Raw genomic sequence first — 24,187 nt, forward strand, 5'->3', positions numbered from 1 at the left:
GGCGTGCCCGCCCGCGGGTTGCCGGCCGACGCGCCGGCAAACGACGATTTCCGATATCGCGCGGCGGCTTTCCACCCGGCCCGCGCGCACAGTACAGGAGCAGGAATGAGCGCAGTTTTCGTGTTGCACCGTGCCGACGGCAGCCCTTCTTCAACCGCGTTCGACATGCGGGCGTTCGGCGAGTGCGATCCTTTCGCGCGACATCGCGAGATCGCGTGGGAAGGGCCCGACTCGATGGCCGCGGGGCGGATCCGCTTCGTTGGCGAGCTCGACGTCTCGAGCTATCCGCACATTGAAACCCTCGTCGTGGTCGAAGGCGAACTGACGCTCGAAGCGGACGGGGCCGCCCCGTTGGTGCTCGGGCCGGGAGAGGGGGCCGTCATCGGCGGCGGCACGGCGCTTCGCGTCAGCGCGGCATCGCGCGTGCTTCTCATGTTCTGCGCGGCCGCGTGCGCGACACCGACGAAGCGAGGATGCTTTCCGCTGAGGGCCGACGCGGACTTCAAGCCGTCGTCGTCGCTGCCGGCGGAAGTGCTGCTCGGGCCCGCACCGCAATGCCGCAGCGACAACGTGTTCATCGACGACGGCGCCGAGTACTGCGCGGGCACGTGGGATTCCACGGCCTATCACCGCATCGTTCGCCCGCATCGCGTGAACGAGTTCATGTTCCTGCTGGCCGGCAGCGTACGGTTCGCCGCGCCCGACGGCAGCGTGCTGTCGCTCGGCGCCGGCGATGCGCTGTTCGTGCCGCGCGGCGCGCCGATCGGGTGGGAAAGCCGCGAGCGCGTGGCGAAATTCTACGTCGTGCAGAACGTCCACGTATCCACCGAACGAGACTGAACATGTCCCCTCCGCTGCGCCAAATAGAAACGTCGCCCACGCTGCCGGCTTCGGCCGACGTCGTCGTGATCGGCGGCGGAATCATCGGCGTCTTTACCGCGTACTACCTGGCCCGGCGCGGGGTGTCGGTCGCGCTGGTCGAGAAGGGGCGGATCGGCGCCGAGCAGTCGAGCCGCAACTGGGGCTGGTGCCGGCAGCAGAACCGCGACGAGCGCGAATTGCCGATGGCCAGCAAGAGCATCGATCTGTGGGAGCGATTCTCCGCCGAGTCCGGCGAAGACACGGGCTTTCATCGCTGCGGGTTGCTGTACCTGAGCAATGACGAGGCCGAGCTGTCCCGCTGGGCCAGCTGGGGCGACTTCGCGAAGACCGCGGGCGTGACGACGTACATGCTCGACAGCAAGCAGGCCGGCGAGCGCGGGCGCGCAACCGGGCGGCCATGGAAGGGCGGCGTGTTCTCGCCGACCGACGGCACGGCCGACCCGGGGAAGGCCGCGCCGGCCGTGGCGGCGGCACTGATGAAACTGGGCGGCAGCGTGCACCAGCAATGCGCGGCGCGCGGGATCGAACTCGAGGGCGGGCGTGTCGCAGGGGTCGTCACCGAAGCCGGCGTGATCAAGACCCGGACGGTCGTGCTTGCCGGCGGCGCGTGGGCGTCGTCGTTCTGCCGCCAGCTCGGCATCCGTTTTCCGCAGGCGTCGATCCGTCAGTCGATCCTGAGCGTGTCGCCGGTCGAGCATCCGCTGCCGGATGCGATGTACACGTCGGGGGTGTCCGTGACGCGCCGCAGCGACGGACGCTATGCACTGGCCATCAGCGGCCGCGCGCGCGTGGACGTGACGCCGCAGTTCCTGCGATTCGCCCCGCAGTTCGTGCCGATGTTCGCCAAGCGCTGGCGCAACCTGCTTCCGGGCGGCCTGGAGGGCGTGCGCGGCGGACACGAAACGCTGAAGCGGTGGCGGCTCGACGCGCCGACCCCGATGGAGCAGGTGCGCATCCTCGATCCGAAACCCGATATGCCGACGGTCGCCGAAACCTATCGTCGCGCCGTCGAGTTGCTGCCCGAGCTGCGCGACGCAACGATCACGCATGCGTGGGCCGGCTTCGTCGACAGCACGCCGGACGGCGTTCCGGGGATCGGCGAAGTGCCGGGCGTGCCGGGATTGATCCTGGCTGCCGGCTTTTCCGGGCACGGTTTCGGCATCGGCCCCGGCGCGGGGCACCTGATCGCGGATCTCGCCACCGGTACGCAACCGATCGTGGACCCGATCCCGTATCGGCCGGGCCGGTTCGACGCGTCCGCATGGGGCAAGGTTGCCGATTTCTAGCATTCGGCGGTCGATGGCGGCCCCGGCGCGCGACCGGGCCGCGCCGATGGTGTGAATCGTCGTCGGACGCGCCGATCCCGACCCGTCGCAAGGCTTCGACCGCCCCGCGATTCCCGGCTGCTCCGGCAGGCCATGATGCGTGCCGTTCGCGGGCGCGTGGTACCGACTCAAGGACACCCAGCAATGAATTCATCCGTCAGTTCTCCTGTTCGTCACCTGATGCAAGCCGGCAGGCTCGACCGCTTCTTCATCGACGGCGACTGGGTCTTGCCCGACGGCGGCGACCGGTTCGCCGTGGTCTGCCCGTCCACTGAAGACACGCTGTGCGACATTCCGCTCGGCAGCGCGCGCGACGCCGATCGCGCGGTGCAGGCCGCGCGCAACGCGTTCGAGCGCTGGGCCGCGACGTCGCCGCGGCAGCGCGCCGCGCTGCTCGACCGCATTCATGCGCTGATCCTCGAGCGTGCGGAGTCGTTCGCGCTGGCGCTCGCGATGGAGATGGGCGCGCCGATCGCCTATGCGCGCGGCGCGCATGTGCCGCTTGCGGCGGAACATATCCGGGTCGCGCGCGACAACCTGGCGAGCTACCCGTTCGTCACGCGGCGGGGGACCACCGCGGTCGCGCGCGAGCCGATCGGCGTCTGCGCGCTGATCACGCCATGGAACTGGCCGATCTATCAAATCACCGCGAAGGTCGGCCCGGCGCTCGCGGCGGGCTGCACCGTGGTGCTGAAGCCCAGCGAGCTGTCGCCGCTCAGCGCATTGCTGTTTGCGGAAGTGATCGCCGATGCGGGCGTGCCCGCCGGCGTGTTCAACCTGGTGAGCGGCAGCGGCACGGAGGTGGGCGCATCGCTCGCGTCGCACCCGCAGGTCGACATGGTGTCGATCACGGGGTCGACGCGCGCGGGCGTGCTGGTGGCGCAAGCCGCGGCCCCGACCGTCAAGCGCGTCGCGCAGGAGCTGGGCGGCAAGTCGCCGAACCTCGTATTGCCGGATGCGGACCTGTCGCTGGCCATCCCGCCGGGCGTGGCCGCCGCGTTCCGGAACATGGGCCAGTCGTGCAGCGCGCCGACCCGCATGATCGTGCCGCGCAACCGGCTCGGCACGGTTGAGGATCTGGCCGTCGCGGCCGCGCAGCAGCTGATCGTCGGCGATCCGTTCGACGACGCGACGACGCATGGGCCGCTGGCCAATCGTGCGCAGTTCGGCCGGGTCGCGCAGATGATCGACACCGGCATCGACGAAGGGGCCAAGCCGATCGCCGGCGGTCCCGGCCGGCCCGCAGGGTTCGACAAGGGCTTTTACGCGCGGCCGACGATCTTTTCCGACGTGCGGCCCGACATGGCGATCGCGCAGCAGGAGATCTTCGGTCCGGTCCTCGCCATCCTGCCGTACGACACCGTGGAAGAGGCGATCGCCATCGCGAACGACACGGTCTACGGGCTCGGCGCACATGTGCAGGGCGCCGACAAGGACGGCGTGCGCGCGGTGGCGGCGCGCATCCGGTCGGGGCAGGTGCACCTGAACTATCCGGCATGGGACCCGCAGGCGCCGTTCGGCGGGTACAAGCAGTCGGGCAACGGTCGCGAGTACGGGATCGAGGGGATGGAAGAGTACATGGAGATCAAGTCGATCGTCGGCTATTACGACTGACGCGGCCGCCGCGTGCGAACGCGGCGGCGCGACAGCATGGAAGCCATTTTCTTTCCGAAGGTGCCGAAATTGGAAAACCCCGTCATTCCCGATACGTCGCTGCTCGCGCATCACGCGCACTGGGCGAAGCTGCGGCGCGACCTGCATGCGCATCCCGAGCTGCGGTTCGAAGAACACCGGACGGCCGACGTCGTCGCCCGCGAGCTGGAGGCGCTCGGTTATGCGGTGTCGCGCGGCCTCGGCGGCACCGGCGTCGTGGCGAGCCTGCCCGGTGCGGACCCGGGCCGCGGCATCGTGCTTCGCGCGGATCTGGATGCGTTGCCGATCCAGGAGGCCAACGACTTTGCGCACGCATCGTGCACGCACGGGATCATGCACGCGTGCGGCCATGACGGCCATACCGTCATGTTGCTCGGCGCCGCGCGCGTGCTGAAGGACCTGCCGCAACTGCCGGGCACCGTCCATTTCGTGTTTCAGCCCGGAGAAGAAGGGGGCGCGGGCGCGCGCAAGATGATCGACGACGGGCTGTTCGAGCAATACCCGACGGAAGCGGTATTCGGCATGCACAACTGGCCCGGTTTGCCGGCCGGGCACTTCGGACTGCGTACCGGCCCGATCATGGCCGCGGGCTCGCGCTTCAGGATCACGGTAACCGGCAAGGGCGCGCACGCGGCGCAGCCGCACCTGGGTATCGATCCCGTGCCGCTCGCGTGCTCGATGGTGCTGCAGTGCCAGACCATCGCCGCGCGGCACAAGGATCCGGTGGATCCCGGCGTCATTTCCGTCTGCATGATCCATGCGGGAACGACGGACAACGTCATTCCGGACAGCGCCGAGCTGCGCGGGACGATTCGCACGCTGTCGTCCGCGTTGCAGCAACAGTTGCAGCGCGACGTCCGGCTCATGTGCGAGGGGCTGGCAAGCGCCTATGGCGCACGCGTCGACGTGGAATTCTTTCAGTACTACCCGGCAACGGTCAACACGCCGGCCGAGACCGCACTGTGCGAAGCGGTGATACGCGAGACGTTCGGCGACGAACGCCTGGACCGCAACGTGCCGCCGAACATGACCTCCGAAGACTTCGGTTTCATGCTGGAGGAGCGCCCCGGCGCTTACGTGCTGATCGGCAATGCGCCGGCCGGCGACGTCGCGCCGGGGCTCCATCACCCGAAATACGACTTCAACGACGACATCATTCCGGCCGGTGTCCGGTACTGGGTTGCGCTGGCGCGCGATTACTTCACGCGCTTGCCGTGACGGTGCGCCCGATTCGTTGCCCTGGCTGACGCGGGGAGGCGGCCCGGCGTTGCCGGACCCCGGCCGCGCTGCTTCACCGGTATCGGGACTGGCGCACCCGTGTTCCTGATCGGGAACACGACGAATTTCGCCGGCTTCGTGCGGCTGGCGTGTCGTCCGGCCGTGTGCACGCCGTCCGGGCTTTCATGAAACGTGCCGCCGGCATGGAGCGTGACCGTTTTCCCGCCGTTCAGGCCCATGACGATGCCGCCGTCGAGCACGTAGACGAATGCGTGCGCCTCGTGACGATGCACGGGATCGACGCTGGCGGGCGGGTCATTCACGACGATCGTCTCGACTTCCTTGCCCGGATGCTTGGACAACGGCTCCGTGGCCAGTTGCGTCACCGACGCTTGCGGTGCGGCGGCCGCCGGCCGAACGGGGAACAGGAGCGACAGCGCGAGCGGGCCAGGCGCCAGCCCGTATCGCCGGGCGCGGGGAACCTCGCGGCAACGGCCCCGGAAAGGTTCGCCCGGCCGTTGAGCGCACGCATGCCTGGTTGCACCACTTCCGACGCCTCCGTATCCGTTTCGCGCGACGCGCCGACATTCATGACGCTTTTCTCACACTCGGCTGCTGCTCGATCTGCTGGAACGCGTTGCAGCGGAATCAGCAGTCTTTATGAAGCCGTTTATGAATGAATTGGCGGTTTATTCAATATCGCAATCGAACTTGAGCCATAAAAAATTGAAATGAAAAACGATTCAAGTCTTTGATTGAAATTAAAAAACTATCAATACTGGACGTTTATTTTTTCTATTTTCGCGGATAAGGTTCGGTTCGGTGAAAGCGATTTGTCAGAAAGCGTGGCGATTGATCATCGCTTGCCGCGGTTTCATTGGGCTGCCGCTTTTGCCGATCAATGTGCGCGTCGACAGGAATCTCCGCCAGGGATCTTGCTGCAGGCTCGATGTGCGCCTATTCGTTCCGACATCAATGCCGTGAGGGCTCATGAAAAAGATCATCCGCAGATACGTTGCTTCCGTGATGCCATGCTCGTTGGCCGGCGTGGCGCTGCTGGTCGCGGCGGCCGGTGCGCACGCGCACGGCCGCTTGACCGAACCGCCTTCGCGCATCGTGCTGTGCACGCAGGGCCAGAATCCGGACTGTCATGTCGACGCCTGGCACGCGAACGCGATGGAGAACGGCAAGTTCTTCCCCGCGACGCAAAGCGGGCTGTCCGATCCGTTTGCGCCGGACGACGCGAAGAATGCCGCACCGCCGAAGGACGGCGAAATCGCCGGCGCCAGCACGAATGGCCCGCTGCCCGTGCTGAACGAGCAGTCGCCGGGCCGCTGGCAGAAGATCCCGCTGCGGCCGGGCGCGTTGCAGAATTTCAAATGGGAATTCAGCGCGGTGCACAAGACGCGGCGCTGGAACTACTTCATTACACGCACCGACTGGAACCCGTCGGAAAAGCTGACGCGCGCGCAGTTCGAGCCCACGCCGTTCTGCACGATTCAGAATCCCGGCCAGCCCTACTGGAACCCGAACGCGAACCTGGTGCCGCAGCAGCCGACCGTTCACCAATGCCGGTTGCCGGTGCGTAGCGGTTACCACGTCATCCTTGCGGTCTGGGAAGTCGCGGATACGGCGATGGCGTTCTATCAGGTGGTCGACGCGACGTTCACCCAGGGCGATACGACACGCAGCCCGTTCTGAACCTGCTGCGACATGACGCGCCCGGCGATGGCCGGGCGTCATGAAGCGAAGAACGCCTGCCGGAGGCGACGCGGACGGCGCCGATACGGCAACCGGCTAGCCGGCGACCACCTGGTTGCGACCTTGATGCTTCGCGCGGTACAGGCGTTCGTCGGCCTTGCGCAGGATCGCGTCGATCGTCTCGCCGTCCCGGCCGAATTCGGACGCGCCGACGCTCACGGTGACCTTGATCGGTTCGCCGGTGCCTGCTTCGAACGGCGTGCCCGCGATCGCCGTGCGGATGCGCTCGCCGATCGACAGCGCGGTGTCCAGCGCGGCTTGCGGAAGCAGCACCATGAATTCCTCCCCGCCCACCCGCGCGACGCCATCGTACGGCCGGATCGCATCGGCGCATTTGTCGACGAAGCGTTGCAATACCTGGTCGCCCGCCTGATGCCCGTAACTGTCGTTGATCGCCTTGAAGTGGTCGAGATCGAGCGCGAGCAGCGAGAACGGCGCGCCATTGCGCTTTGCGCGGTTGATTTCCGCTTCCACGCTTTCGATGAATTGCCGCCGGTTGGTCGCGCCCGTGAGCGGATCCGTGGCAGCCAGGTGTTCGAGCTTTTCGTTGGTTCGTTGAAGCGCCTGCAGGGCGCGCTCCGTCCTGGCCATCGCGTCCCTCAACCGGGCAAACAGTTCTTCCTGGCTGTAGATCTTCGAAAACGAACGGGTTGTGTGAAAGGCCTGCACCACGCCGAAACTGAGCAGGAAGAAGCCGGCCGCAAAAATGGCATGCGCCAGCCACCACATGTGATTCCACGGCCGCCCGAGGATGAAGGCGAGCGACGAGAACGCGAACGACGTCACCGAAATGCCGTAGATCGTCATCAGCGGCGAGCGGATGCGGCGCATGACCAGCGCGACGACGTTCGCGACCGAGAGCAGCATTGCGCCGCCCTCCATCGACAGGCGTACCCACAGGTGGCCGGCCACCGGCGAGAAGGCGATCACGGCGACCGCGACGTCGACGAGCGCGAACAGCGCGAGCCAGGGTAGCCAGATGCGGGGATCGGCGCGGGTTGCTGCGCTGTCGGCCTTGTGACTGTAGGTGAACTGCCCGACCAGGATCAGGATCGACATGGTCAGGCGCGACGCCGGCCCGTACAGCAGGAACAGCCAGATATTGTGATGCGCCATGCCGGTGAACGCGCCATGCAACGCATAGATGAGGGAAAAGCCCAGAAAGCCCAGCGTGAGCCAGCGGAGCAACGGCTCGCCCGACAGGCGATAGCAGCGCCAGCAGACATAGGTGACGAACGCGCCCTCGAGCGTGGCGACCGCGATCGCCAGTTCATGGAAGGCGTGATTCTCGAATGTCAGCGACGGGTCCTGGAACACGTACAGATAGGCGATCAGGTAAGCAGGCGTCAGCGCGAAGCCGACCAGCAGGAGCCTCGCATACACCCGGGTGACCCGTTCGGCGGTGCGGGCCGACTCCTGGGCGGCGACATTGACGTTCATGATCTGCCTCCGGTTTCGGTGGATGCATCAAGGATAGAACAGCAACCACGATGTCATGGCGAGCCGGTCGCCAATACGAAGCACGATCGCAGCGCCTGAATTTCGTCAATTTGAACAATGATCCGGATGACTGCGAGATATCCGTTTGAATTATCGAATGGCGACAATTTCAATTCGGCAATGCGATTGCGTGAGTATTTCGGGTTTCGACATGAGTGGAAATAGTCGATTCCAGGGTTGATGCCGGATGATTATGTAGTATAACAAATCAAAGTGCGGGCGCCGGATTGAAGCATTACTACATCGGCCGTCGAAATATCAGTGTTCGCCATCGTATCGCAGGCGCCATCTCGGGCCGGCGTGACGACTTCACGATACCGCTGGCGTCGCGTCGTTCCGGGCATCCGGTCGTGCGCGAAAGTGACGGACGACATGCTTCACCGGTATTGAACGAGTCGTGGTTTTTTCCGTTGTTGATATAAAGACAGAATCAATATCGAAATTTGTCTTCAAGTGACAATTTGTAAGGTTGATTTCCCGTGAATTCGACCTGGGCGGCGCTTTGTCAATCGAAAGGGAAAATGATGAACCAGATCGGAGCGACGAAGGGACAGGGTTCAAGAAATGCAACGGTCCCTCTGCTACACGCCGTTTCGCTTTCATTCGCCTTGCTTTCCATGCCCGGAGCGACGGTGCCGGGCCATGCGGCAGCGGTACCGACCCGCCACGTCCGGGAAGGCGCCCATCGGGTACGTCAATCCGTTGCTTGACGCGCGGAACCGGGCCGGCGGCGCGCTGACGCCAGCCGGTGCAGCAAGCTTCCATTGATTTTGCGAGCGGCGCGGCAGGCGGTTGCATGGCGGTGAAAATCCATGACCTGGCCACCGGGCAGGGAACGAATGACGGATATGAGCACGATGTTGATTTGGCAGTCCGTATCAATTGTGCACGCGTTTGCTGTCGATGTCGCATGGCGGATTTCCGCTTCGCCCGCATGGGTGGAGCGCGTCTTCCTGAAATATTCCCCGGCATGGTTTGCGTGAAGGACAGGTGCCGGCAATGCGTCAAACACGATGAGGACATGAACATGAAGAGCAACCCATCCGGAATCATCCAGCGATCGACCTTGAGGGGCGCGCTGGCGCTTCTGCTGGCATGGTCGTCTTTCGGCACCGGCGCCGCCGCGGCGGGCGCGGCGGCCACCGGCACGGCGCCGGCGTTCGTTTACAGCCCGTACAAGGACGCGACGATTTCGATGAACTGGAACACGAACGTCATCTCGTCGAACGTCACGGGCCAGATGAGCCCGGTGCTGTCGGTGCTGCCACCCGGTGTCCGTACGCTGACGCTCGCGTTTGCGACCGGGGAATGCGGCAGCGAGAACTGGGCGGGCGTCGACGGCGGCGCGATGGCGGCCGCCAACGTGCCGCTTTTCACCGCGGCCAATGTGAATTACGTGATTTCCACCGGCGGCGCGGCCGGCATGTTCACGTGCGGGACGGATGCGGGCATGGCGGCCTTCATCAATCGTTATGCCTCGAGCAACCTGATCGGAATCGATTTCGATATCGAGGGCGGGCAGACACAACAGGTGATCAACGATCTCGTCCAGCGCGTGGCGGTCGCCCAGCAGAACTATCCCGGCCTGCGCTTCAGCTTTACGCTGGCGACACTGGCCCCTTCCCAGCAGGGCGCGACCACGGCCAGCTCCTGGGGGGCCAACGCCCCCGACAGCTTCAACGTGTATGGCGACTGGGTCATGCAGGCGATCCAGGCGGTCGGCCTGAAGAACTACACCATCGACCTGATGACGATGGACTACGGGTCGGCCGGGGCGGGGAACTGCGTGGTCGCGAACGGCACCTGCCAGATGGGGCAATCGGCGATCCAGGCGGCGATGAACCTGCACGACCACTGGGGCGTGCCGTACAGCCAGATCGAGCTGACGCCGATGATCGGCGGCAACGATGTAAGCGGCGAAACCTTTACGCCGGCGGATGCAGACACCGTTGCGCAGTTCGTGAAACAGAATGGCCTCGTCGGTGTCCATTTCTGGTCGTTCGACCGTGACGTCGATTGTCCGCCCGGCGCCGCATCGTCGACGTGCAATTCGATCGGCGGGGTCGGTACGCTCGGTTATACGACCCGGTTTGCCAACGACCTGGCGCCCGGCAATTGAACGAAGCCGGGCAGGGTGGAGACCATGCGGGCCGCCCGCATCATGGCGACGAAGTGTCCCATGGTCTCCGACTGCCGCGGCCGGCATCCGGAGGAATCGCCGGGCGCATGCCTTGAACGGCAACTGCCGTTCGCATGCGAACGGATCTGCAGGATCGCGGCCGTCGCGCAGGCGAAGAGGCAGATCGATCAGGATACCGTCACGTTCGTCGTCGCTTGACGCTTCATGCATGCGCGCGACGCCAGAAAATCGAGATCGACCGGAGCGCCCTCCGGACAATGCGCGCGAGTGTCGAGGGCCGGGCCGCCGCACTCGCCGAATGCGCTCGTCGGGGCGGCGGGTCAGTGTTCGCCCCGGGACGACACGCCACGCTTGTCGAAGAAATGCCCCATCAGCTCGAGCAGCGGCCGGCGTCGCTTGGTCACGGCGAATGCCCACTCGTGGGTCTGGCGCGGTAGCTCGGCGGGCGCGAATGCATCGAGAAGCCGTTGCGCGTGAGGAAGTTCGTACCACGGCAACCATGGATACGCATGATGGGCGACATGAAGATTGAAATTCAGGATCACCCAGCGTGACCAGACGGGAACGTTGGCGCAGCTGTGCGAGACCACGTCCTGCTCCCAGAGCGGCGGGCGGGCCGCGTCGTCGGCAAGCAGCGGGATCTCGGCGTGATGCGGAAGATTGAGAAGCTCGACGGCCACGAGCAACGCGACCCATAGAATCGTCGAGAACGCGATGAGGTTGCCGAGCACGCCCGCGCGATATGCCAGCGCGCCGACCGCCGCATAACCGGCCAGGTAGATCGCGCCGAATGCAATTTCGGTATTCGATTTCGCGCGGTGCGCAGGCGTATCGCGTTGCAGGAACGGTGCGATCCAGTGGCTGAGGAAATGATTGAACGCCATCATCGGGATCCAGTGCCGCCAGATGAATTCGAGCGTGCGCGCGTCGCGTTCCGTCATCACGGAAAACTTCTGGATCATCTTGCGATTCTCCGGGTCCCGCGACGGGTGCGCGGTCCACGCGTGATGACCCAGATGCGTTCTGCGCCGCGGCAGGAAGGGCAATCCGATGATCCATCCGGAGAGATGGCCGATGGTCTCGTTGCAGCCGCGCGTGCTCGACGCGGCGTTATGCATGGCCTCGTGCATGATCAGGTAGAGGTGAATCAGTGCGAGCATGGCGAGGACGAGCGCGGCGAGCCGTCCGAACCCGCCGGCGAGCCAAAGCACCCACGCAGCGGCAAGCAATGCGATATCGGCGAGCCACAGCGCGAGCGTGGCGTTTCCCGTGGGTCCGTTCGGCAATGTCTTCTTGACCGAGCGCCATTCGTCTTGGGTCATGTGCTACCTCGATTGAGTGGATGGATGGGATGGGGGCGCGGCGTATTGCCGGCGCGAATGTCAGGCGGCCAGGATGCGTTGGCCGATCTCGCGGCAGGCTGCATCGAGCACGTCGATGTGTGCGTCGAGTCCGTTCTTGCTCGCGAAGCCGTCATCCCGCCGGGCGAGCAGCAGGCAGTCGTAGCGCGCGCCGCGGCTCCAGTGCCACGCCGGCAAATAGGCGGTGATGTGGAATCCGGCGTCAAGCATCGTCTTGACCAGTGTCAGCTTGTCGGCGAGCACGATCGCGCCAACATAGGTCGTCGTGCCGTGCCGTTTCAGGAAACGAAGCAGATCGGCCGCGACATCGCGCTCGGTCATGAACGGTCCGCCGACATGCTGGCAGAGATAAATCGCATCGGCCCGCTGGTCGACGCGAAACGTGAAGCCATCCGAACAATCGTCTCCATGCCCCCAGAAACAGGTGTCGGGATAGGGTTCCGGCGTACCGGCGACACCGAGCGGATCGAAGATCGCGCTGCGCAGCCCATCGGATTCGCGGAATATCGGGGAGAGCGGCAGGCAATGCCTGAAGCGCGACGAACGGAATTTCCCGATCGCGATGACGTGATGTTCCCGCACGCCATGCGCGCTGTCGGGAGACCCGTCGTGTCCGACCACGACGCCATCGACATGACGCTGCAAGGCACGCAGCGCGATATCGGTGCGGGCAATCGCGAATGTCAGGTCGTGATCGGTGGCCGGCATCGTGTCGATCGCGGATTGCATCAGGGCCGACAGTACGCCCAGGTGACGATGGTGCCGGGAAATCATCGCGCGGCCGAATTCCCACGAGCGATTCTGCGCGTTGTAGCTGACGCTGACGCAACCGATCGCGGCTTGCGTCTCATCTTCGGCGACGAACCACAGTTCCGACTTGTTCGATACGGCGCTCCTTACGTAGCGTGCATCGAGACAGGGGTGCGACGAGTCGCCATATTCCCGTTCGAACAGTGCGCAGATTTTTGATGTGTCCGACACCGTTGCGCGACGTATCCGCAATGGCCGGAGGCCATTGCCGTTGGGCCGGATGCTATTTCTTGCTGCCATGTTGCTGCCAATTGAATTCATCGTGTTGTTTGCCCTGATGATGGTTGATGGCTGCGCCAGTAGGGAAGCGGCCTGCGCATCGTCGGCGACGACTTTAATTAGCGTGGTGTTTGATTGTCAAACAAATTAAATCGATACATTAATTGCTGATTCAATTTGAATTATGAAGTTGATGGTTGTTGAAAACGGGAATGACGAAGGGAGGTGGTTGGGATTCGCTTGTGCGGCTGGTCTCGGGATTGGATGCCTCGGGTCACCTGAAAATGGGTAAGGATGTGAAAGGGGTGCTCGAGAATTGCCATCCGGGATTGAATAATTCGGTCGAATGGGTGGATTGTTGTAAATAAAATGGATGTGGTATCGGTTTAGGCTCTTCGTTTTTAAAACAGGATGTACTTATTTTTCATTTTTGATGTGTTAGTGGCGGCAATATGAAAATCCATTTTCCGGTCGCGGCCGACCCGCCTCGGCAGTTCCTGACCGTCGCGACGCGGATGGTCTGCCGCCGCCCGCCACGCCGACAAAAATCGACAAACTGGAACAGATCGACGCGGCGTTCCCGCCTACCATCCGCACGTGCCTCGCGCATTCCCGCGCCACCGCAGCACCGGCAGAGTCATCGCCCGCATCCCGCTGCACGTGTCTTCCTCGCATCCTGACAAGCCGCCCAACAGGCAAAGGATTCGCCATGTCCGCCAGATCGTTCGCTTCAGTCGTGCTGATGCTGCTGCTCGCCGCGTGCGGAGGCGACTCGGATTCGCTCGCGCCCGGCACCGCCGTCGCGGCGGCCTCGGCGCGCGCGTCGCAAGCCACCGCGTGGAAGCCGCTCGCGCCCGGCACGAGCTGGCAATGGCAGATCGACGGCAACCGGATCAACGAGACGGTGCTGGACGGCGTGAACAACCCGCGCAAGATGTTCGACGTCGACATGGAGCTGACCGATGCCGGCACGATCCAGCGCCTGAAGGCGAAGGGCATCTATGTCGTCTGCTACATGGAGGTGGGCGGGCGCGAAGACAGCCGGGGCGATGCCGGCAAGTTTCCGGACAGCGTGCTCGGCAACCCCGTCGAAGGATACGAGGATCACGAACGCTGGCTGGACATTCGCCAGACCGCGATCCTGATGCCGCTGATGCTGGCGCGTCTCGACCAGGCGAAGAAAAAGGGCTGCGACGGCATCGAGCCGGACCTCGACGACAGCTATCGCCAGGAAACCGGTTTTCCGCTGACGCGCGACGATCAACTGCGCTACAACGCGGCGCTGATCGCCGCCGCGCACGATCGCGGGATGTCGATGGGTCTGAAGAACGGCTCGGAGATCGCAACCGCGATGGCGAAAGTGGCCGACTGGGCGCTCAACGAGCAATGCAACAGGTTCCACGAGTGCGGCGACTACGCCAGCTTTATCGCGCTGAACAAGGCCGTGTTCAATGTCGAATACACGCGTCCGGATGGCATGACGCTCGCGGATTTCTGTCCGGCGGACAATCAGGCCAATTTCGACGGCATTCTGAAACTGTCGAGCGACACGCTCTCGGCGCTGCCGCGCGGGGCTTGCCGGTTCGAGTGAGCGGCGCGGCGCCGACTTCCGTCGGGCGAGTCGGTGGCTATTTCGCGTGCCCGCGCTCGCTCGATGACTTGCGTCAACGGGGATTGTCCGGCAAGCGCGAAGATGGGTGTTCCTGCATGCCGGCCATCGGCGAGGCCGGCATGTTCCGTGCCGTTTGCGTCTTCACGTTCATGATGCGGACACCATCATGCTTGCCTTCTTCAGGGATACCGCTGGCCGCCGGATCGTTATCCGCGCCGAAGCAGGCACGCTGAACGCGCTGCCTGCCGCGCGATACCCGGCGCGGCCGGTCGACGTCGTTGGCGACCGGCGGCCGAGTCCTCGCGAGATCGCGATCCGGATGGTGCTGGCGAGCAAGCCGCGGCGCCGGCAAGGCGATCCCGCCAACCCGTGCTGCCTGGCCGATCGCTTCGGCCGTGTCGACGACACCGGCTTCGCCGCCGCGCGCCATACGCCCACCGCTCCGGTATCGCGCGGGCCTGCATCAGTTTCCGGCAACGGAGCCGGATGTGCGTTGTTTTCATCGGGTGCGAACAGGCGGTCACCGCGACGAGGCCGGGACGCGTCGCCTGCCGATGATCCGCTTCGCCCCCGGCCGGGAGAACGAACATGAATGCCGCGATGCTGTGCACCCGCGATGTCGCCACGTGCTCCGCACGGATGACCGTCGTCGACGCGGCCGCCAGGATGCGCGACGCGCACGCCGGCGACCTGATCGTCGTACGTGAACGGGACGGGCGATGCGAGCCGGTCGGCATGCTGACCGATCGGGACATCGTGCTCGCCGTGGTGAGCCCCGAGGTGCAGCCCGCCTCGCTGTTCGTCGGCGATGTCATGTCGGAGCCCGTCGCGATCGCGCACGTCGACGACGATATCTGGCTGCTTGCGAAGCGGATGCGCCAGCACGGTGTGCGCCGGTTGCCGGTCGTCGGCGACGACGGGGAGCTGGTCGGGATCGTTTCACTCGACGATTTGCTTCGCGCGGCTGCGGCGCTGCTCGACGAGTTGCGTCTCGTGGCGGCACGCCAGCCGTACTTCGAGGAGAAGCAGCGGGGATGAGCCGGTGCGTGCCGGGGGCCGTTGCCGCGTGCCAGCGGCGAGGGCGTGCGCGAGCGCGGCCGCGAAGGGGAAATGACCGCGGCGATGCCCGGACCGCACGGTTGCGGTGATCGGCGCACCGGGCATGCCGGCCGGCAGCGCCTCCGCGACCGCGAACCGTGCGACGCCCCCTGTTGCAGCCGACCGGAGTCCGTTCCGGCTTGATGCACGTCAAGCCTGTCGCTGCCGCGCGCACGGACGGGTTCGCACGGGCAGGCACGGGGGCCATCGACGGTCTTGCGGCAGGCGGTCCGCGTCGCCCGGCCGCGCGATTGACCCAGGTCAACCGCATTCCCGACGGCGGCCATACAGTCGATTCGAACGCTCGCGCGATGCGGCCACGCGACTGCGCGCCGCATGCGGGATGTGGGCCGCGACAGGGCCGGATTCGCGCCGGGCGTGTTCATGCCGCCCGATTGCGGGCGGAACGCGATGCGTTGCGAAGCAGGGTGAGGGTGATGAAACAACGGGTGTGGGCGGTCGGCGTGCTCCTTGCATTGGGCGCGTGCGCCGGTGCGGAACGGAACGCGGCCTTTCGGTCGACGGAAACGCAATTGTTCGACACGCGCCAGGCCGCGGCACTGCCGTGTTCGACTCCTGCCGAATGCGACCGTGCATGGCGCCTTGCACGCCGCTACGTCGAAGCGCATTCGTCGACCCGGATCACGCGGGCCGATGCCGATACGATCGAGACGGCGCCCCCGTTCCTGGCCGGCGAAGTCTATTTGTGGGCGTCGCGCGCGGCCTCGGGGGGCGGCGCCTCGGTGATCCGGCTCAAGGCGATGTGCAAGGGCATGTACGACAGCGATGGCGGCCCGGGCTGGCGGTACGACGCGTGCGCGGCGCGGATCCTCGACATCGAGCGAGGCTTTCGGGCGTATGTGAATCCGGCACGCTCGCCGGATGCGCCGGCGCCGGTCGCGCCGGGATGATCCGGCGTCTCGCGCCCGCGCGCCTGCCGGTTTCCGCGTGATTTCGAACCGTTGACCTCCGTCAACGCCCGCGTGCGGCGAACGCCGATGATGAAAGCCAAGCCGAACGCCGCCGGCGCATCGGTTCATCCAGCGAGGTCGGTATGTACACGAACATCATGGTCGCCGTGGACGGCAGTCCTTCATCGCAACGGGCGCTCGACGAGGGCCTGAAAGTGGCGCGATCGTGCGGCGCCCGCCTGTTCGCCGTTTTCGTCGTCGACAAGTCGCTGCTGATCACGTTCGGCGGACGCATGGACCCGGATGCATTGCTCGCCGAGATCCGGCGCGACGGTGTGTCGGTCCTGCGGCGCGCGGAACGGACCATCGCGCACGCGGCAGTCAACGGCGAGGCCGAACTCGTCGAGACCGAGCTCGGCGAGAATATCGCCGAACGGCTGCAGCGCTACGTCGCCGACCGGTCGATCGATCTGGCCGTGATCGGCACGCACGGTCGGCGCGGGGTCCGGCGGTTGTTCCTCGGCAGCGTCGCCGAACGGTTCCTGCGCGGATCGAGCTGCCCGGTCCTGCTCGTGCGCGGCAGCGACGCCGCACCGGCCGCGGCGGCGGCGGCGTAGTGCCGCCGCGCGCGCGGTGCGCCGCCGGCCGGCGCTTGCCCATGCGCAACCTGCCCAGGTGACCATCATGCAGATCTCCTTTCCTTCCGAACATCCGACGTATTGCGGCCAGGATCCGGCGCTGACCTTTCCGGCGCTGGTCGAAGGCCGCCGCGTGCACTGCGCGATCACCGCCGCGGCGCTGGAGGATCACTTCCGCGCGGCGTCGCCGCGCGAAAGCGATCTCGTGGATGCGTTTGCCCGCCATCGTCCCGCGATCGAGCGTGCCGCACGGTGCCTGCTCGAGGAGATGGGCGGCCGGCCGATCCTGCTCCACAGCGGCTATTTCCGGTTCTGCACGTGAGCGCCGGGTGCCGTTGACGCGCATCAAGCGCCTGCCGATGCGGGCAGCTACGCTGGAATCCTGATGATCGTTCGTCCGTTGCGCGGCGCACGGCGCCGCGCCAATCCGGTCTTCATCATGGCTTCGCGCGGGCGGGACGAACGCGCGGGCCGCCTCTCTATCGTTCGAGGAGTACGAACCATGAGCAATGTCACGCGTTACGATCCGTTTTCGATCGAACCCGTCGCCGACCTGTTTCAGGGGCTGTTCAGGCCGCTGCGCGGGATGACGCTGACGGACGAGCCCGATCTTGCCGCGATGAAGATCGACGTGACGGAAAGCGACGATGCGTACAAGGTCAATGCGGAACTGCCGGGCGTCGCCAAGGACGATATCGACGTCCAGGTGACGGGCAGCACCGTGTCGATCAGCGCGAAGATCGAGCGCAACAAGGAGCAGAAGGATGGCGAACGCGTGATCCGGCGCGAGCGCTACAGCGGCGCGATCAGCCGTTCGATCTCGCTGTCGGGCGAGATCGACGACGCGCGCGCATCCGCGACTTACCAGGACGGCGTGCTGTCGCTGACGCTGCCGAAAAAGACGCCGGTCGCGCAGAAGAAACTGACGATCAGCTGATCGGGCGGCACGCAGCGGGCGATGCCTGTACACGCCGCCCGAACGAAGATGACGGCGCGCGGAGCGATCCGCGCGCCGTTTCTTCGAGGCGGCCGCCCGAACGCCTACGCCTGCGATCCCGCGCCGCCGGCACGGTAGCCGACCGTCTGCGCGAGGATCGGGAGTTCGTCCTCGTTCAGCCGCAGCGCGTCGGCAAGCGCGCGGTGGTTGATCCAGCCGCGCACGACCGTGCCGAGCCCGGCGGCCGCGCAGTAGAGCGACACGTTCTGCGCGATGGCGCCGGCCGCGATCGCCGAGAACACGTCGCGTTGTTGCGGCGGCATGTCGAGGATCGCCGAGGTCCGGACGACGTAGACGAGATCCAGCGGGGCGCGGCCGACGAAGTCCTGGTAACCCGTGAGGTTGCGGGCATCCACCGCGTGTTTCAGCACGAGCCGGTGCGCGGGTGCGTCGTAGCGATAGACGCCGCACGGCAGCGCGACGTACACGTCGATTTCGTTGAACGCATGCGCGGACGGCGCGGTGCGGCCGCCGCCGGCCGGCCGGTTGACACCGTCCGCGGCCCACAGCATCGCGCCGAGCGTCGCGGGCGGCAGCGGCGTGGCCGCGAATTCGCGGGAGCTCATTCGTGCCGCGAGTGCCGTCATCAATGGCGGGCCGCCGTCGAGGTCCGGATGCGGCAGGTCGATGAGGGCCGGGGATTCGCCCTGTGGCGATACCGGCCGTGCCGGTGGCGCCGGCGAATAGGCCAGCAGTTGCTGTTCCGTCATGTGAGTCTCCTTGAAGCGTCGCCGCTGCTTGCCCGGGACATCGCGCATCGGCGATCTCACGATACGGCGGCCGGGCCGCGCCGGCTTGACCTCCGTCAAGCGGAGCACCCGCCGGCCGCGACGTGCGACGAGCGGCGTCCGTTGACCTGCATCAGCGAGTCGTGGCGGGGCGTGTGCAAATCTGGAGATGTGCGGCGGACAGGCTCGCCGCGGCTCACAGGAGTGCAGGCGATGAAGACCGACAAGCAGTTGAAGCAGGACGTTCAGGACGAGCTGGAGTCCGACCCGGCGATCGACGCGACCCGAATCGGGATCGAGGTGGCCGACCGGATCGTGACGCTGTCGGGGCACCCGCCGAGCTATGCGGAGAAGCTGGCGATCGAGCGCGCGGCGAATCGCGTGGCCGGCGTCAAGGCACTCGTCGTCGACCTGACCGTGCATCTGCCGGACGACGACGTCCGCACCGACGAGGACATCGCGAACGCGGTGCGTTCGGTGCTGCACTGGACGGTCGGATTGAGCGACGACGCGGTCAAGGTGCAGGTCGAACATGGCTGGATCACGCTGTCCGGCAGGGTCGAGTGGGCGTACCAGAGCCACCTGGCCGTGCGGGCGATTTCGCAGATGCGCAGCGTGACGGGCGTGACCGACCATATCGTGGTGCAGGGTGCGATCGGGTCGGCCGACATCGGCGGCAGCATCAAGCGCGCGATCATGCGCCATGCGGAGCGCGAGGCGAAGCACATCGCGATCGAGGTGCGCGACGGCACCGTGCGCCTGTCCGGCAAGGTCGGCTCGTTCTCCGAGCGCAAGGCCGTGCGCGGTGCCGCGTGGTCCGCACGCGGGGTGCGTGCCGTCATCGACGACCTGGTTGTCGAGTAAGCGCGGTATGCGGCAACCGGACAGGCAGTCCGCGTGGATGAAGGAGGGAAGCGAGATGAGTCTGTCAGGCGAGGTACATGACGCCGGCTGGTCGGTGGCGATCGAGACGGTCGCCGCCGAAACGGGCGGCTACCGTTGCAGGATCCATGTCACGCTCATGTCGCAGGATGGCACGTGCGAGCGTACGTTCTCGCACAGCCGGACCCATGCGTCCGAGCGCGAAGCCGCGATCGAGGGGCTGCGGGCCGGGATGACGTGGGTCGAGATGAGGAGGTCGAACACGTTCACGGTGTGAGGCAGCGGCGCTCGTGAGCGTGTCGCCCGGGCGGCGGCGTTTCGTTCGTCATCCGATTCGATACGCGCCGCATGCGCATGCATCGATGTGTCTGGCTGTCCACCCGGTTTCGTGCGGCAAGCGGCGGCGCGGCACGGTCACGCGCGGCTTCAAGCGGTCTCAGGCAGTCTCAGCCGGTTTCAGTCGGTTTCAGTCGGTCTCAAGCGGCCTTGAGCGCCGACAGTTGCAGCGCCTGGGCGAAGCGGGCCAGCGTGGCGACCGATCCCGTCACGCTTTCATACCGCTCACGCCCGATCTGGGCGTCGAGGATCACGAGCATGCCGGCGTCGCGCGCGAGGGCGACGAGCGCCTGCGTGTCGAGCGCAGGTGCGTCAGACCGGCCGGCCTGATCGCCCGGGTCGGGAAGATGGGTAGCGTGTGACATGACGATTCTCCTGATGGCCTCGAATCCGGATACCGTGCAGCCGTGATCCGTGAATCCAGTATCGTCGCCGTGCCTGGGCGATTCAATCGGCGTACCCCGAAGCTGCGGTAGGAATCATGCGGCGGGCGTCGGCGGATTCCTACATGGCACGCGGCTTCGGCGGCGCGCGGCGGCGCACCGGCCGTGCCGCGCGCCGCCGCGCATACCAGCCACCGATCGCGCGCCAGATGTCGGGGGCGGATTCGCAGTACGTGAACAGGTCGAGATCGCGGCGGTCGATCATCCCTTCGTCGGCGAGGAAGGCCAGGTCGACCGCGCGCCTCCAGTACGCTTCGCCGACGAGGATGACCGGCAGCGGCGGGATCTTGCGCGTTTGCAGCAGCGTCAGGACTTCGAACAGCTCGTCGAACGTGCCGTAGCCGCCGGGGAAAAATACCGCCGCTTTCGCGCGTTCGAGCAGGTGCAGCTTGCGGATCGCGAAATAGTGAAACCGGAAGTGGAGATCGGGGGTGATGTACGGATTCGGCGCCTGTTCGCGCGGCAGCTCGATGTTGAAGCCGATGCTCGGCGCGCCGCGCTCGTACGCGCCACGGTTCGCGGCCTCCATGATGCCGGGGCCGCCGCCGGTGACGACGGCGAGCCGCGCGGCTCGCGTGCACCGGTCGGCGTGGCCGACGATGCGCCCGAATTCGCGTGCGACGCGGTAATACACGCTGTGTTCGACGAGCCGGCTCGCCGCCGCGACGGCACGGCGCCGGCCCGCATCGTGCGGACGCGCCGCGAGCTGGCGATTGGCCTCGTTCAGCCGCGCGTTCGCGACGGCAGGGGCAACGATGCGCGTGCTGCCGTAGATCACGACGGCATGGCCGATGCGTTCTCTCTGCAGGCGTTCCTCGGCCTTCCAGTAGTCGAGTTGCAGCCGGATGCCGCGCATGCCCGCGCGCTGCAGGACGGTGGCATCGTCATCGGCGGGCGTGCGCCTCGCGCGTTGGACGAGACGCGGCGCGCGACGCGGGATGCGCTGGACGTCGTCGCCGCGGACGATCGCATCGGGCCGCGTGCGGGCGCGCTTGCCGCGCGCATTCGGCGGCGTCGCGCCGGCCGCGGCGCCACGGCGCGCGTCGCCTCGTGCGAGACCGGCGGGAATGCGTTTGACGGTGGTCGACATGCGTTGCGGGGCGGCGGGCCGGTTACTGGCTCAGCACCCATTGCACGAGCTGATGCGCGTCGTCGGCGGACAGCGGGCCGCCGCGATCCTCGGCGGGCGGCATCGGCGTGTCGCCCCAATGCACGCGGCCGCCGACGCGCAGCTTGCGCTCCAGTTCCGGCGCCGCCGCCGGATCGCCGCGGTAGCGCTGCGCGATCTCGCGGAACGACGGCCCGAGGAACGTCATGTCGACCGTGTGGCAAAACATGCAGTGCTGCGCATTGACGAGATCGGTCGGCTCGGGCACGGCCGTCTGCGCGGCGGCCAGGCTGGCCGTCGTGACGATCGCGCAGAAGGCAGCGTAGCGCGGGAGGTTCATGTTGTCTTTCCTCGTCCGGATCGGAAGGGCGATTACGCGCCGCGAGGCGCGCTCACGAGACGACTTCGTCGAGCGGGCGGCGCGGCGAGTGCGGCGCATGCGGGCCGTGCCCGACGCGCAGCAGCAACTGTGGCTCGCCGTGCAGCCCGAGCATGTGGCGCAGGTGCGCGCGCAGCCCGGCCGTCTCGATCGGCTGGTTCAGGTACGACGCCGTATAGCCTGCGCGCGTCGCGACGAGCAGGACGCGCTCCAGCGCCTGGCCGGCGGCGAGCCACGCGTCGCGATCGTCGCGCACGGTCGACAGGCAGACGATCAGCGGCGAGGCGCCGACGAGCTGGTGATGCAGCGCGGCCAGCCCGTCGCCGAGATCGAAGGTTCGCACCGCCATCGTCACGACGGGCGCCGCGAAGTCCAGCAGCGTCGGCACGCCGGCCGCGAACGCCGGCATGCCGTCGACGTGCCGGCGCGGATCGATCCAGCTCGCCAGTTCACGGCGAAAGCGCGGGTCCGCGAACTGCTGCTGATCGGCCTCCGCGACCAACTCGGCCACCCGTGCGCGATGCGCGATCGAATCGATACAGGTGACCTCCGCGCCTTCGGCGACGCCGGCCGCGATCAGCTCGCGCTGCAGCGCGTCCGGCACGGCCGTCGAGTTGAACGGCGCGCGCGTCGTGACGCGCTCCGGAATCGCATCGAACAGCGCGCCGAGCGACGCGTCGGAGTAGCCGTCGTCGCACACCCGGATCATCGCCAGCAGATCGGGATCGATGTCGGAGGGAAAGGTGCTGATCGTGTGAGCGAGCCCGGCGTGATCGAGCGCGACGCGCAGGTTGAGCAGGGCCGCGCCGCAGCTGATGGTCAGCTCGCGATCGAACGGATCGATGACGGGCAACGCGCGCACGCGATCCGCGCAGACCGCGATCGTGGGGCCGTCGACGATGAACCGCCACGGCTGCGAGTTGTGGCTGGACGGGGCCAGCACCGCGTAGGCCAGCAGCGACCTCAGACGGTCCTCGGGGCGGGCGCTTGCGGCCAATGGGGGAACGGATATCATTCGAACATCTCCTGGGCGCCACATGCGGGCGTTATGCCACTTCATCGTGTCAGCAACCGTCCGAGCGTCGTTGACCCACGTCAAGCGCCCGCCACCGGGCCATGCACACGCGGCGCGTGGCGATTAGCCTTGGAACGTGCAGCGCGCGAACACGATTGCGCGGGGAGGCGAGCATGCTTGCGATGATGTTTGACGGCACGACACCGCATTTGCGCGAGACGCGCGTGCCGGACCCGTTGCCGGCGGCGGGCCAGTTGCTGATCGATGTACACGCATGCGGCGTATGCCGGACGGATCTCCACGTCGTCGACGGCGAGCTCGCGCATCCGAAGCTGCCGCTGATCCCGGGGCACGAGATCGTCGGCACGGTGCGCGCGCTCGGCGCGGGCGTGACGGGCTTCGCGGCGGGCGAGCGCGTCGGCGTTCCGTGGCTCGGGTCGACGTGCGGCCATTGCGCGTATTGCGCGGCCGGCCGAGAAAATCTGTGCGACAGCCCCGGATTCACGGGCTATACGATCGACGGCGGCTACGCGGAGCGCACCGTTGCCGACCATCGGTATTGCGTGCATCTGCCGCGGCGCTATTCCGATCTCGAGGCCGCGCCGCTGCTGTGCGCCGGCCTGATCGGTTATCGCACCCTGCGCATGGCGGGCGACGCGCGGCGCATCGGCATCTACGGCTTCGGCGCGGCGGCGCATCTCGTCGCGCAGGTCGCGCATGGCGAGGGACGGAAGGTGTTCGCGCTGACGAAGCCCGGCGATGCGGTTGCCCAGCAGCTCGCGCTTTCACTCGGCGCCGCATGGGCCGGCGGCAGCGACGAAACGCCGCCCGAGCCGCTCGATGCCGCGCTCGTCTTCGCGCCGGTGGGGGCGCTGGTGCCGGCCGCGCTGCGTGCGCTCGACAAGGGCGGGATCGTCGTGTGCGGCGGCATCCACATGAGCGACATTCCCGGCTTTCCGTACGCGTGGCTGTGGGGCGAGCGCCGCATCGCATCGGTGGCCAACCTGACGCGTGCGGATGCCGTCGAATTCATGCGGATCGCCGATGCGATGCCGTTGCGGGTCGAGGCCGTGCGCTACGCGCTGACCGACGCGAACCGCGCGCTCGACGACTTGCGCACGGGGCGTCTGTCCGGGGCGGCGGTGCTCGCCATGCGCGGCTGATGCGCTCG

The 24,187-nt window shown here is 66.6% G+C and carries 27 protein-coding genes and 3 pseudogenes; 18 read left to right on the forward strand and 12 right to left on the reverse strand.

The features are described 5' to 3' along the window. Positions 1-105: 105 nt before the first annotated feature. The 4 genes from HWX36_RS09575 to HWX36_RS09590 all read left to right on the forward strand — a co-directional run bounded on the left by HWX36_RS09575 (position 106) and on the right by HWX36_RS09590 (position 5,078). Positions 106-840, forward strand: coding sequence for a cupin domain-containing protein (locus HWX36_RS09575; protein WP_175951876.1), 735 nt, complete (start codon positions 106-108; stop codon positions 838-840). Positions 841-842: 2 nt separating this feature from the next. After that, complete coding sequence (locus HWX36_RS09580) at positions 843-2,168, forward strand: FAD-binding oxidoreductase (RefSeq protein WP_175951877.1); 1,326 nt, start codon at positions 843-845, stop codon at positions 2,166-2,168. A 183-nt stretch (positions 2,169-2,351) separates the two neighbouring features. Beyond that, positions 2,352-3,821, forward strand: coding sequence for an aldehyde dehydrogenase family protein (locus tag HWX36_RS09585; RefSeq protein WP_175951878.1), 1,470 nt, complete (start codon positions 2,352-2,354; stop codon positions 3,819-3,821). Between the two features lie 69 nt (positions 3,822-3,890). Continuing rightward, on the forward strand, positions 3,891-5,078 hold the full coding sequence (locus tag HWX36_RS09590) for a M20 aminoacylase family protein (protein ID WP_175952159.1): 1,188 nt from the start codon (positions 3,891-3,893) through the stop codon (positions 5,076-5,078). Positions 5,079-5,149: 71 nt separating this feature from the next. Here the strand turns inward: HWX36_RS09590 and HWX36_RS09595 are convergent. Next, positions 5,150-5,536: pseudogene (locus tag HWX36_RS09595) on the reverse strand (cupin domain-containing protein); the annotation flags it as partial. 29 nt (positions 5,537-5,565) lie between these two features. Here HWX36_RS09595 and HWX36_RS09600 point away from each other — a divergent pair. Both HWX36_RS09600 and HWX36_RS09605 read left to right on the forward strand, forming a co-directional pair. Continuing rightward, positions 5,566-5,742: pseudogene (locus tag HWX36_RS09600) on the forward strand (IS5/IS1182 family transposase); the annotation flags it as partial. A 362-nt stretch (positions 5,743-6,104) separates the two neighbouring features. Further along, positions 6,105-6,779, forward strand: coding sequence for a lytic polysaccharide monooxygenase auxiliary activity family 9 protein (locus tag HWX36_RS09605; protein WP_175952161.1), 675 nt, complete (start codon positions 6,105-6,107; stop codon positions 6,777-6,779). 96 nt (positions 6,780-6,875) lie between these two features. Here HWX36_RS09605 and HWX36_RS09610 read toward each other — a convergent pair whose 3' ends face one another. Further along, a complete protein-coding gene (locus HWX36_RS09610) occupies positions 6,876-8,279 on the reverse strand; it encodes a GGDEF domain-containing protein (protein ID WP_175951879.1) in 1,404 nt (467 codons plus the stop codon). 754 nt (positions 8,280-9,033) lie between these two features. After that, positions 9,034-9,351, reverse strand: coding sequence for a hypothetical protein (locus HWX36_RS09615; RefSeq protein ID WP_175951880.1), 318 nt, complete (start codon positions 9,349-9,351; stop codon positions 9,034-9,036). A gap of 9 nt (positions 9,352-9,360) precedes the next feature. Between HWX36_RS09615 and HWX36_RS09620 the strand changes: the two genes are divergently transcribed. Beyond that, positions 9,361-10,458 (forward strand): glycosyl hydrolase, encoded by a 1,098-nt coding sequence (locus HWX36_RS09620; protein WP_244136348.1) that lies wholly within the window; start codon positions 9,361-9,363, stop codon positions 10,456-10,458. A 60-nt stretch (positions 10,459-10,518) separates the two neighbouring features. Then, positions 10,519-10,677 (forward strand): hypothetical protein, encoded by a 159-nt coding sequence (locus HWX36_RS09625; protein ID WP_175951881.1) that lies wholly within the window; start codon positions 10,519-10,521, stop codon positions 10,675-10,677. 122 nt (positions 10,678-10,799) lie between these two features. On the opposite strand, the gene HWX36_RS09630 is transcribed toward HWX36_RS09625, so the two are convergent. From HWX36_RS09630 to HWX36_RS37740, 3 genes and pseudogenes are all read right to left on the reverse strand, one after another. Then, on the reverse strand, positions 10,800-11,801 hold the full coding sequence (locus HWX36_RS09630; protein WP_175951882.1) for a fatty acid desaturase: 1,002 nt from the start codon (positions 11,799-11,801) through the stop codon (positions 10,800-10,802). A gap of 60 nt (positions 11,802-11,861) precedes the next feature. Continuing rightward, positions 11,862-12,548, reverse strand: coding sequence for a hypothetical protein (locus HWX36_RS09635; RefSeq protein ID WP_244136349.1), 687 nt, complete (start codon positions 12,546-12,548; stop codon positions 11,862-11,864). Further along, positions 12,549-12,911 (reverse strand): annotated as a pseudogene (locus tag HWX36_RS37740) (GNAT family N-acetyltransferase); the annotation flags it as partial. Between HWX36_RS37740 and HWX36_RS09640 the strand changes: the two are divergent. Further along, positions 12,811-13,020 (forward strand): hypothetical protein, encoded by a 210-nt coding sequence (locus HWX36_RS09640; RefSeq protein WP_175951837.1) that lies wholly within the window; start codon positions 12,811-12,813, stop codon positions 13,018-13,020. The pseudogene HWX36_RS37740 and the gene HWX36_RS09640 overlap by 101 nt on opposite strands. Before the next feature lie 558 nt (positions 13,021-13,578). Next, complete coding sequence (locus HWX36_RS09645) at positions 13,579-14,460, forward strand: endo alpha-1,4 polygalactosaminidase (RefSeq protein WP_175951884.1); 882 nt, start codon at positions 13,579-13,581, stop codon at positions 14,458-14,460. Between the two features lie 73 nt (positions 14,461-14,533). Here HWX36_RS09645 and HWX36_RS09650 read toward each other — a convergent pair whose 3' ends face one another. Continuing rightward, on the reverse strand, positions 14,534-14,911 hold the full coding sequence (locus HWX36_RS09650) for a hypothetical protein (RefSeq protein ID WP_175951885.1): 378 nt from the start codon (positions 14,909-14,911) through the stop codon (positions 14,534-14,536). A 158-nt stretch (positions 14,912-15,069) separates the two neighbouring features. Here HWX36_RS09650 and HWX36_RS09655 point away from each other — a divergent pair, with 158 nt between their 5' ends. From HWX36_RS09655 to HWX36_RS09675, 5 genes are all read left to right on the forward strand, one after another. Continuing rightward, on the forward strand, positions 15,070-15,519 hold the full coding sequence (locus tag HWX36_RS09655) for a CBS domain-containing protein (protein ID WP_175951886.1): 450 nt from the start codon (positions 15,070-15,072) through the stop codon (positions 15,517-15,519). A 593-nt stretch (positions 15,520-16,112) separates the two neighbouring features. Continuing rightward, positions 16,113-16,490: a hypothetical protein gene (locus HWX36_RS09660; RefSeq protein WP_347879207.1), complete on the forward strand. Its 378-nt coding sequence runs from the start codon at positions 16,113-16,115 to the stop codon at positions 16,488-16,490. Positions 16,491-16,633: 143 nt separating this feature from the next. Beyond that, positions 16,634-17,107 carry a universal stress protein gene (locus tag HWX36_RS09665; protein WP_175951888.1) on the forward strand — a complete coding sequence of 158 codons (474 nt, stop codon included), beginning with the start codon at positions 16,634-16,636 and terminating at the stop codon, positions 17,105-17,107. A gap of 67 nt (positions 17,108-17,174) precedes the next feature. Continuing rightward, entirely contained in the window at positions 17,175-17,450 is a 276-nt protein-coding gene (locus tag HWX36_RS09670; RefSeq protein ID WP_175951889.1) for a DUF1488 domain-containing protein, read from the forward strand. 180 nt (positions 17,451-17,630) lie between these two features. Then, positions 17,631-18,065: an Hsp20/alpha crystallin family protein gene (locus HWX36_RS09675; protein WP_175951890.1), complete on the forward strand. Its 435-nt coding sequence runs from the start codon at positions 17,631-17,633 to the stop codon at positions 18,063-18,065. 104 nt (positions 18,066-18,169) lie between these two features. Here HWX36_RS09675 and HWX36_RS09680 read toward each other — a convergent pair whose 3' ends face one another. Continuing rightward, positions 18,170-18,835, reverse strand: coding sequence for a nitroreductase family protein (locus HWX36_RS09680; protein ID WP_175951891.1), 666 nt, complete (start codon positions 18,833-18,835; stop codon positions 18,170-18,172). A 231-nt stretch (positions 18,836-19,066) separates the two neighbouring features. Here HWX36_RS09680 and HWX36_RS09685 point away from each other — a divergent pair, with 231 nt between their 5' ends. Both HWX36_RS09685 and HWX36_RS09690 read left to right on the forward strand, forming a co-directional pair. Next, the gene (locus tag HWX36_RS09685) at positions 19,067-19,717 is read left to right on the forward strand and encodes a BON domain-containing protein (RefSeq protein WP_175951892.1); all 651 of its coding nucleotides are present in this window, start codon (positions 19,067-19,069) and stop codon (positions 19,715-19,717) included. A gap of 55 nt (positions 19,718-19,772) precedes the next feature. Then, the gene (locus HWX36_RS09690) at positions 19,773-20,012 is read left to right on the forward strand and encodes a hypothetical protein (protein ID WP_175951893.1); all 240 of its coding nucleotides are present in this window, start codon (positions 19,773-19,775) and stop codon (positions 20,010-20,012) included. 199 nt (positions 20,013-20,211) lie between these two features. On the opposite strand, the gene HWX36_RS09695 is transcribed toward HWX36_RS09690, so the two are convergent. From HWX36_RS09695 to HWX36_RS09710, 4 genes are all read right to left on the reverse strand, one after another. Then, on the reverse strand, positions 20,212-20,436 hold the full coding sequence (locus HWX36_RS09695; protein WP_175951894.1) for a hypothetical protein: 225 nt from the start codon (positions 20,434-20,436) through the stop codon (positions 20,212-20,214). A gap of 139 nt (positions 20,437-20,575) precedes the next feature. Continuing rightward, a complete protein-coding gene (locus HWX36_RS09700) occupies positions 20,576-21,604 on the reverse strand; it encodes an LOG family protein (protein WP_175951895.1) in 1,029 nt (342 codons plus the stop codon). Between the two features lie 22 nt (positions 21,605-21,626). After that, positions 21,627-21,962 carry a c-type cytochrome gene (locus HWX36_RS09705; protein WP_175951896.1) on the reverse strand — a complete coding sequence of 112 codons (336 nt, stop codon included), beginning with the start codon at positions 21,960-21,962 and terminating at the stop codon, positions 21,627-21,629. 52 nt (positions 21,963-22,014) lie between these two features. Next, on the reverse strand, positions 22,015-23,016 hold the full coding sequence (locus tag HWX36_RS09710) for a nitroreductase family protein (protein WP_175951897.1): 1,002 nt from the start codon (positions 23,014-23,016) through the stop codon (positions 22,015-22,017). A gap of 173 nt (positions 23,017-23,189) precedes the next feature. Between HWX36_RS09710 and HWX36_RS09715 the strand changes: the two genes are divergently transcribed. Next, a complete protein-coding gene (locus HWX36_RS09715; RefSeq protein ID WP_175951898.1) occupies positions 23,190-24,179 on the forward strand; it encodes a zinc-dependent alcohol dehydrogenase family protein in 990 nt (329 codons plus the stop codon). Positions 24,180-24,187: the final 8 nt, after the last annotated feature.

Origin of the sequence: Burkholderia sp. BCC0405 (assembly GCF_902833075.1) — a bacterium.
GTDB lineage: Bacteria > Pseudomonadota > Gammaproteobacteria > Burkholderiales > Burkholderiaceae > Burkholderia.

Excerpts from the sequence above, each read along its gene's own strand:
- HWX36_RS09685 (WP_175951892.1), top strand. The coding sequence starts at position 19,067 with ATGAAGACCGACAAGCAGTTGAAGCAGGACGTTCAGGACGAGCTGGAG.
- HWX36_RS09635 (WP_244136349.1), bottom strand. The coding sequence starts at position 12,548 with ATGCCGGCCACCGATCACGACCTGACATTCGCGATTGCCCGCACCGAT.
- HWX36_RS09705 (WP_175951896.1), bottom strand. The coding sequence starts at position 21,962 with ATGAACCTCCCGCGCTACGCTGCCTTCTGCGCGATCGTCACGACGGCC.
- HWX36_RS09585 (WP_175951878.1), top strand. The coding sequence starts at position 2,352 with ATGAATTCATCCGTCAGTTCTCCTGTTCGTCACCTGATGCAAGCCGGC.
- HWX36_RS09670 (WP_175951889.1), top strand. The coding sequence starts at position 17,175 with ATGCAGATCTCCTTTCCTTCCGAACATCCGACGTATTGCGGCCAGGAT.
- HWX36_RS09645 (WP_175951884.1), top strand. The coding sequence starts at position 13,579 with ATGTCCGCCAGATCGTTCGCTTCAGTCGTGCTGATGCTGCTGCTCGCC.
- HWX36_RS09665 (WP_175951888.1), top strand. The coding sequence starts at position 16,634 with ATGTACACGAACATCATGGTCGCCGTGGACGGCAGTCCTTCATCGCAA.
- HWX36_RS09710 (WP_175951897.1), bottom strand. The coding sequence starts at position 23,016 with ATGATATCCGTTCCCCCATTGGCCGCAAGCGCCCGCCCCGAGGACCGT.
- HWX36_RS09680 (WP_175951891.1), bottom strand. The coding sequence starts at position 18,835 with ATGACGGAACAGCAACTGCTGGCCTATTCGCCGGCGCCACCGGCACGG.
- HWX36_RS09605 (WP_175952161.1), top strand. The coding sequence starts at position 6,105 with ATGCCATGCTCGTTGGCCGGCGTGGCGCTGCTGGTCGCGGCGGCCGGT.
- HWX36_RS09620 (WP_244136348.1), top strand. The coding sequence starts at position 9,361 with ATGAACATGAAGAGCAACCCATCCGGAATCATCCAGCGATCGACCTTG.
- HWX36_RS09690 (WP_175951893.1), top strand. The coding sequence starts at position 19,773 with ATGAGTCTGTCAGGCGAGGTACATGACGCCGGCTGGTCGGTGGCGATC.
- HWX36_RS09625 (WP_175951881.1), top strand. The coding sequence starts at position 10,519 with ATGGTCTCCGACTGCCGCGGCCGGCATCCGGAGGAATCGCCGGGCGCA.
- HWX36_RS09700 (WP_175951895.1), bottom strand. The coding sequence starts at position 21,604 with ATGTCGACCACCGTCAAACGCATTCCCGCCGGTCTCGCACGAGGCGAC.
- HWX36_RS09655 (WP_175951886.1), top strand. The coding sequence starts at position 15,070 with ATGAATGCCGCGATGCTGTGCACCCGCGATGTCGCCACGTGCTCCGCA.
- HWX36_RS09695 (WP_175951894.1), bottom strand. The coding sequence starts at position 20,436 with ATGTCACACGCTACCCATCTTCCCGACCCGGGCGATCAGGCCGGCCGG.
- HWX36_RS09580 (WP_175951877.1), top strand. The coding sequence starts at position 843 with ATGTCCCCTCCGCTGCGCCAAATAGAAACGTCGCCCACGCTGCCGGCT.
- HWX36_RS09630 (WP_175951882.1), bottom strand. The coding sequence starts at position 11,801 with ATGACCCAAGACGAATGGCGCTCGGTCAAGAAGACATTGCCGAACGGA.
- HWX36_RS09715 (WP_175951898.1), top strand. The coding sequence starts at position 23,190 with ATGCTTGCGATGATGTTTGACGGCACGACACCGCATTTGCGCGAGACG.
- HWX36_RS09675 (WP_175951890.1), top strand. The coding sequence starts at position 17,631 with ATGAGCAATGTCACGCGTTACGATCCGTTTTCGATCGAACCCGTCGCC.
- HWX36_RS09610 (WP_175951879.1), bottom strand. The coding sequence starts at position 8,279 with ATGAACGTCAATGTCGCCGCCCAGGAGTCGGCCCGCACCGCCGAACGG.
- HWX36_RS09575 (WP_175951876.1), top strand. The coding sequence starts at position 106 with ATGAGCGCAGTTTTCGTGTTGCACCGTGCCGACGGCAGCCCTTCTTCA.
- HWX36_RS09650 (WP_175951885.1), bottom strand. The coding sequence starts at position 14,911 with ATGGCGCGCGGCGGCGAAGCCGGTGTCGTCGACACGGCCGAAGCGATC.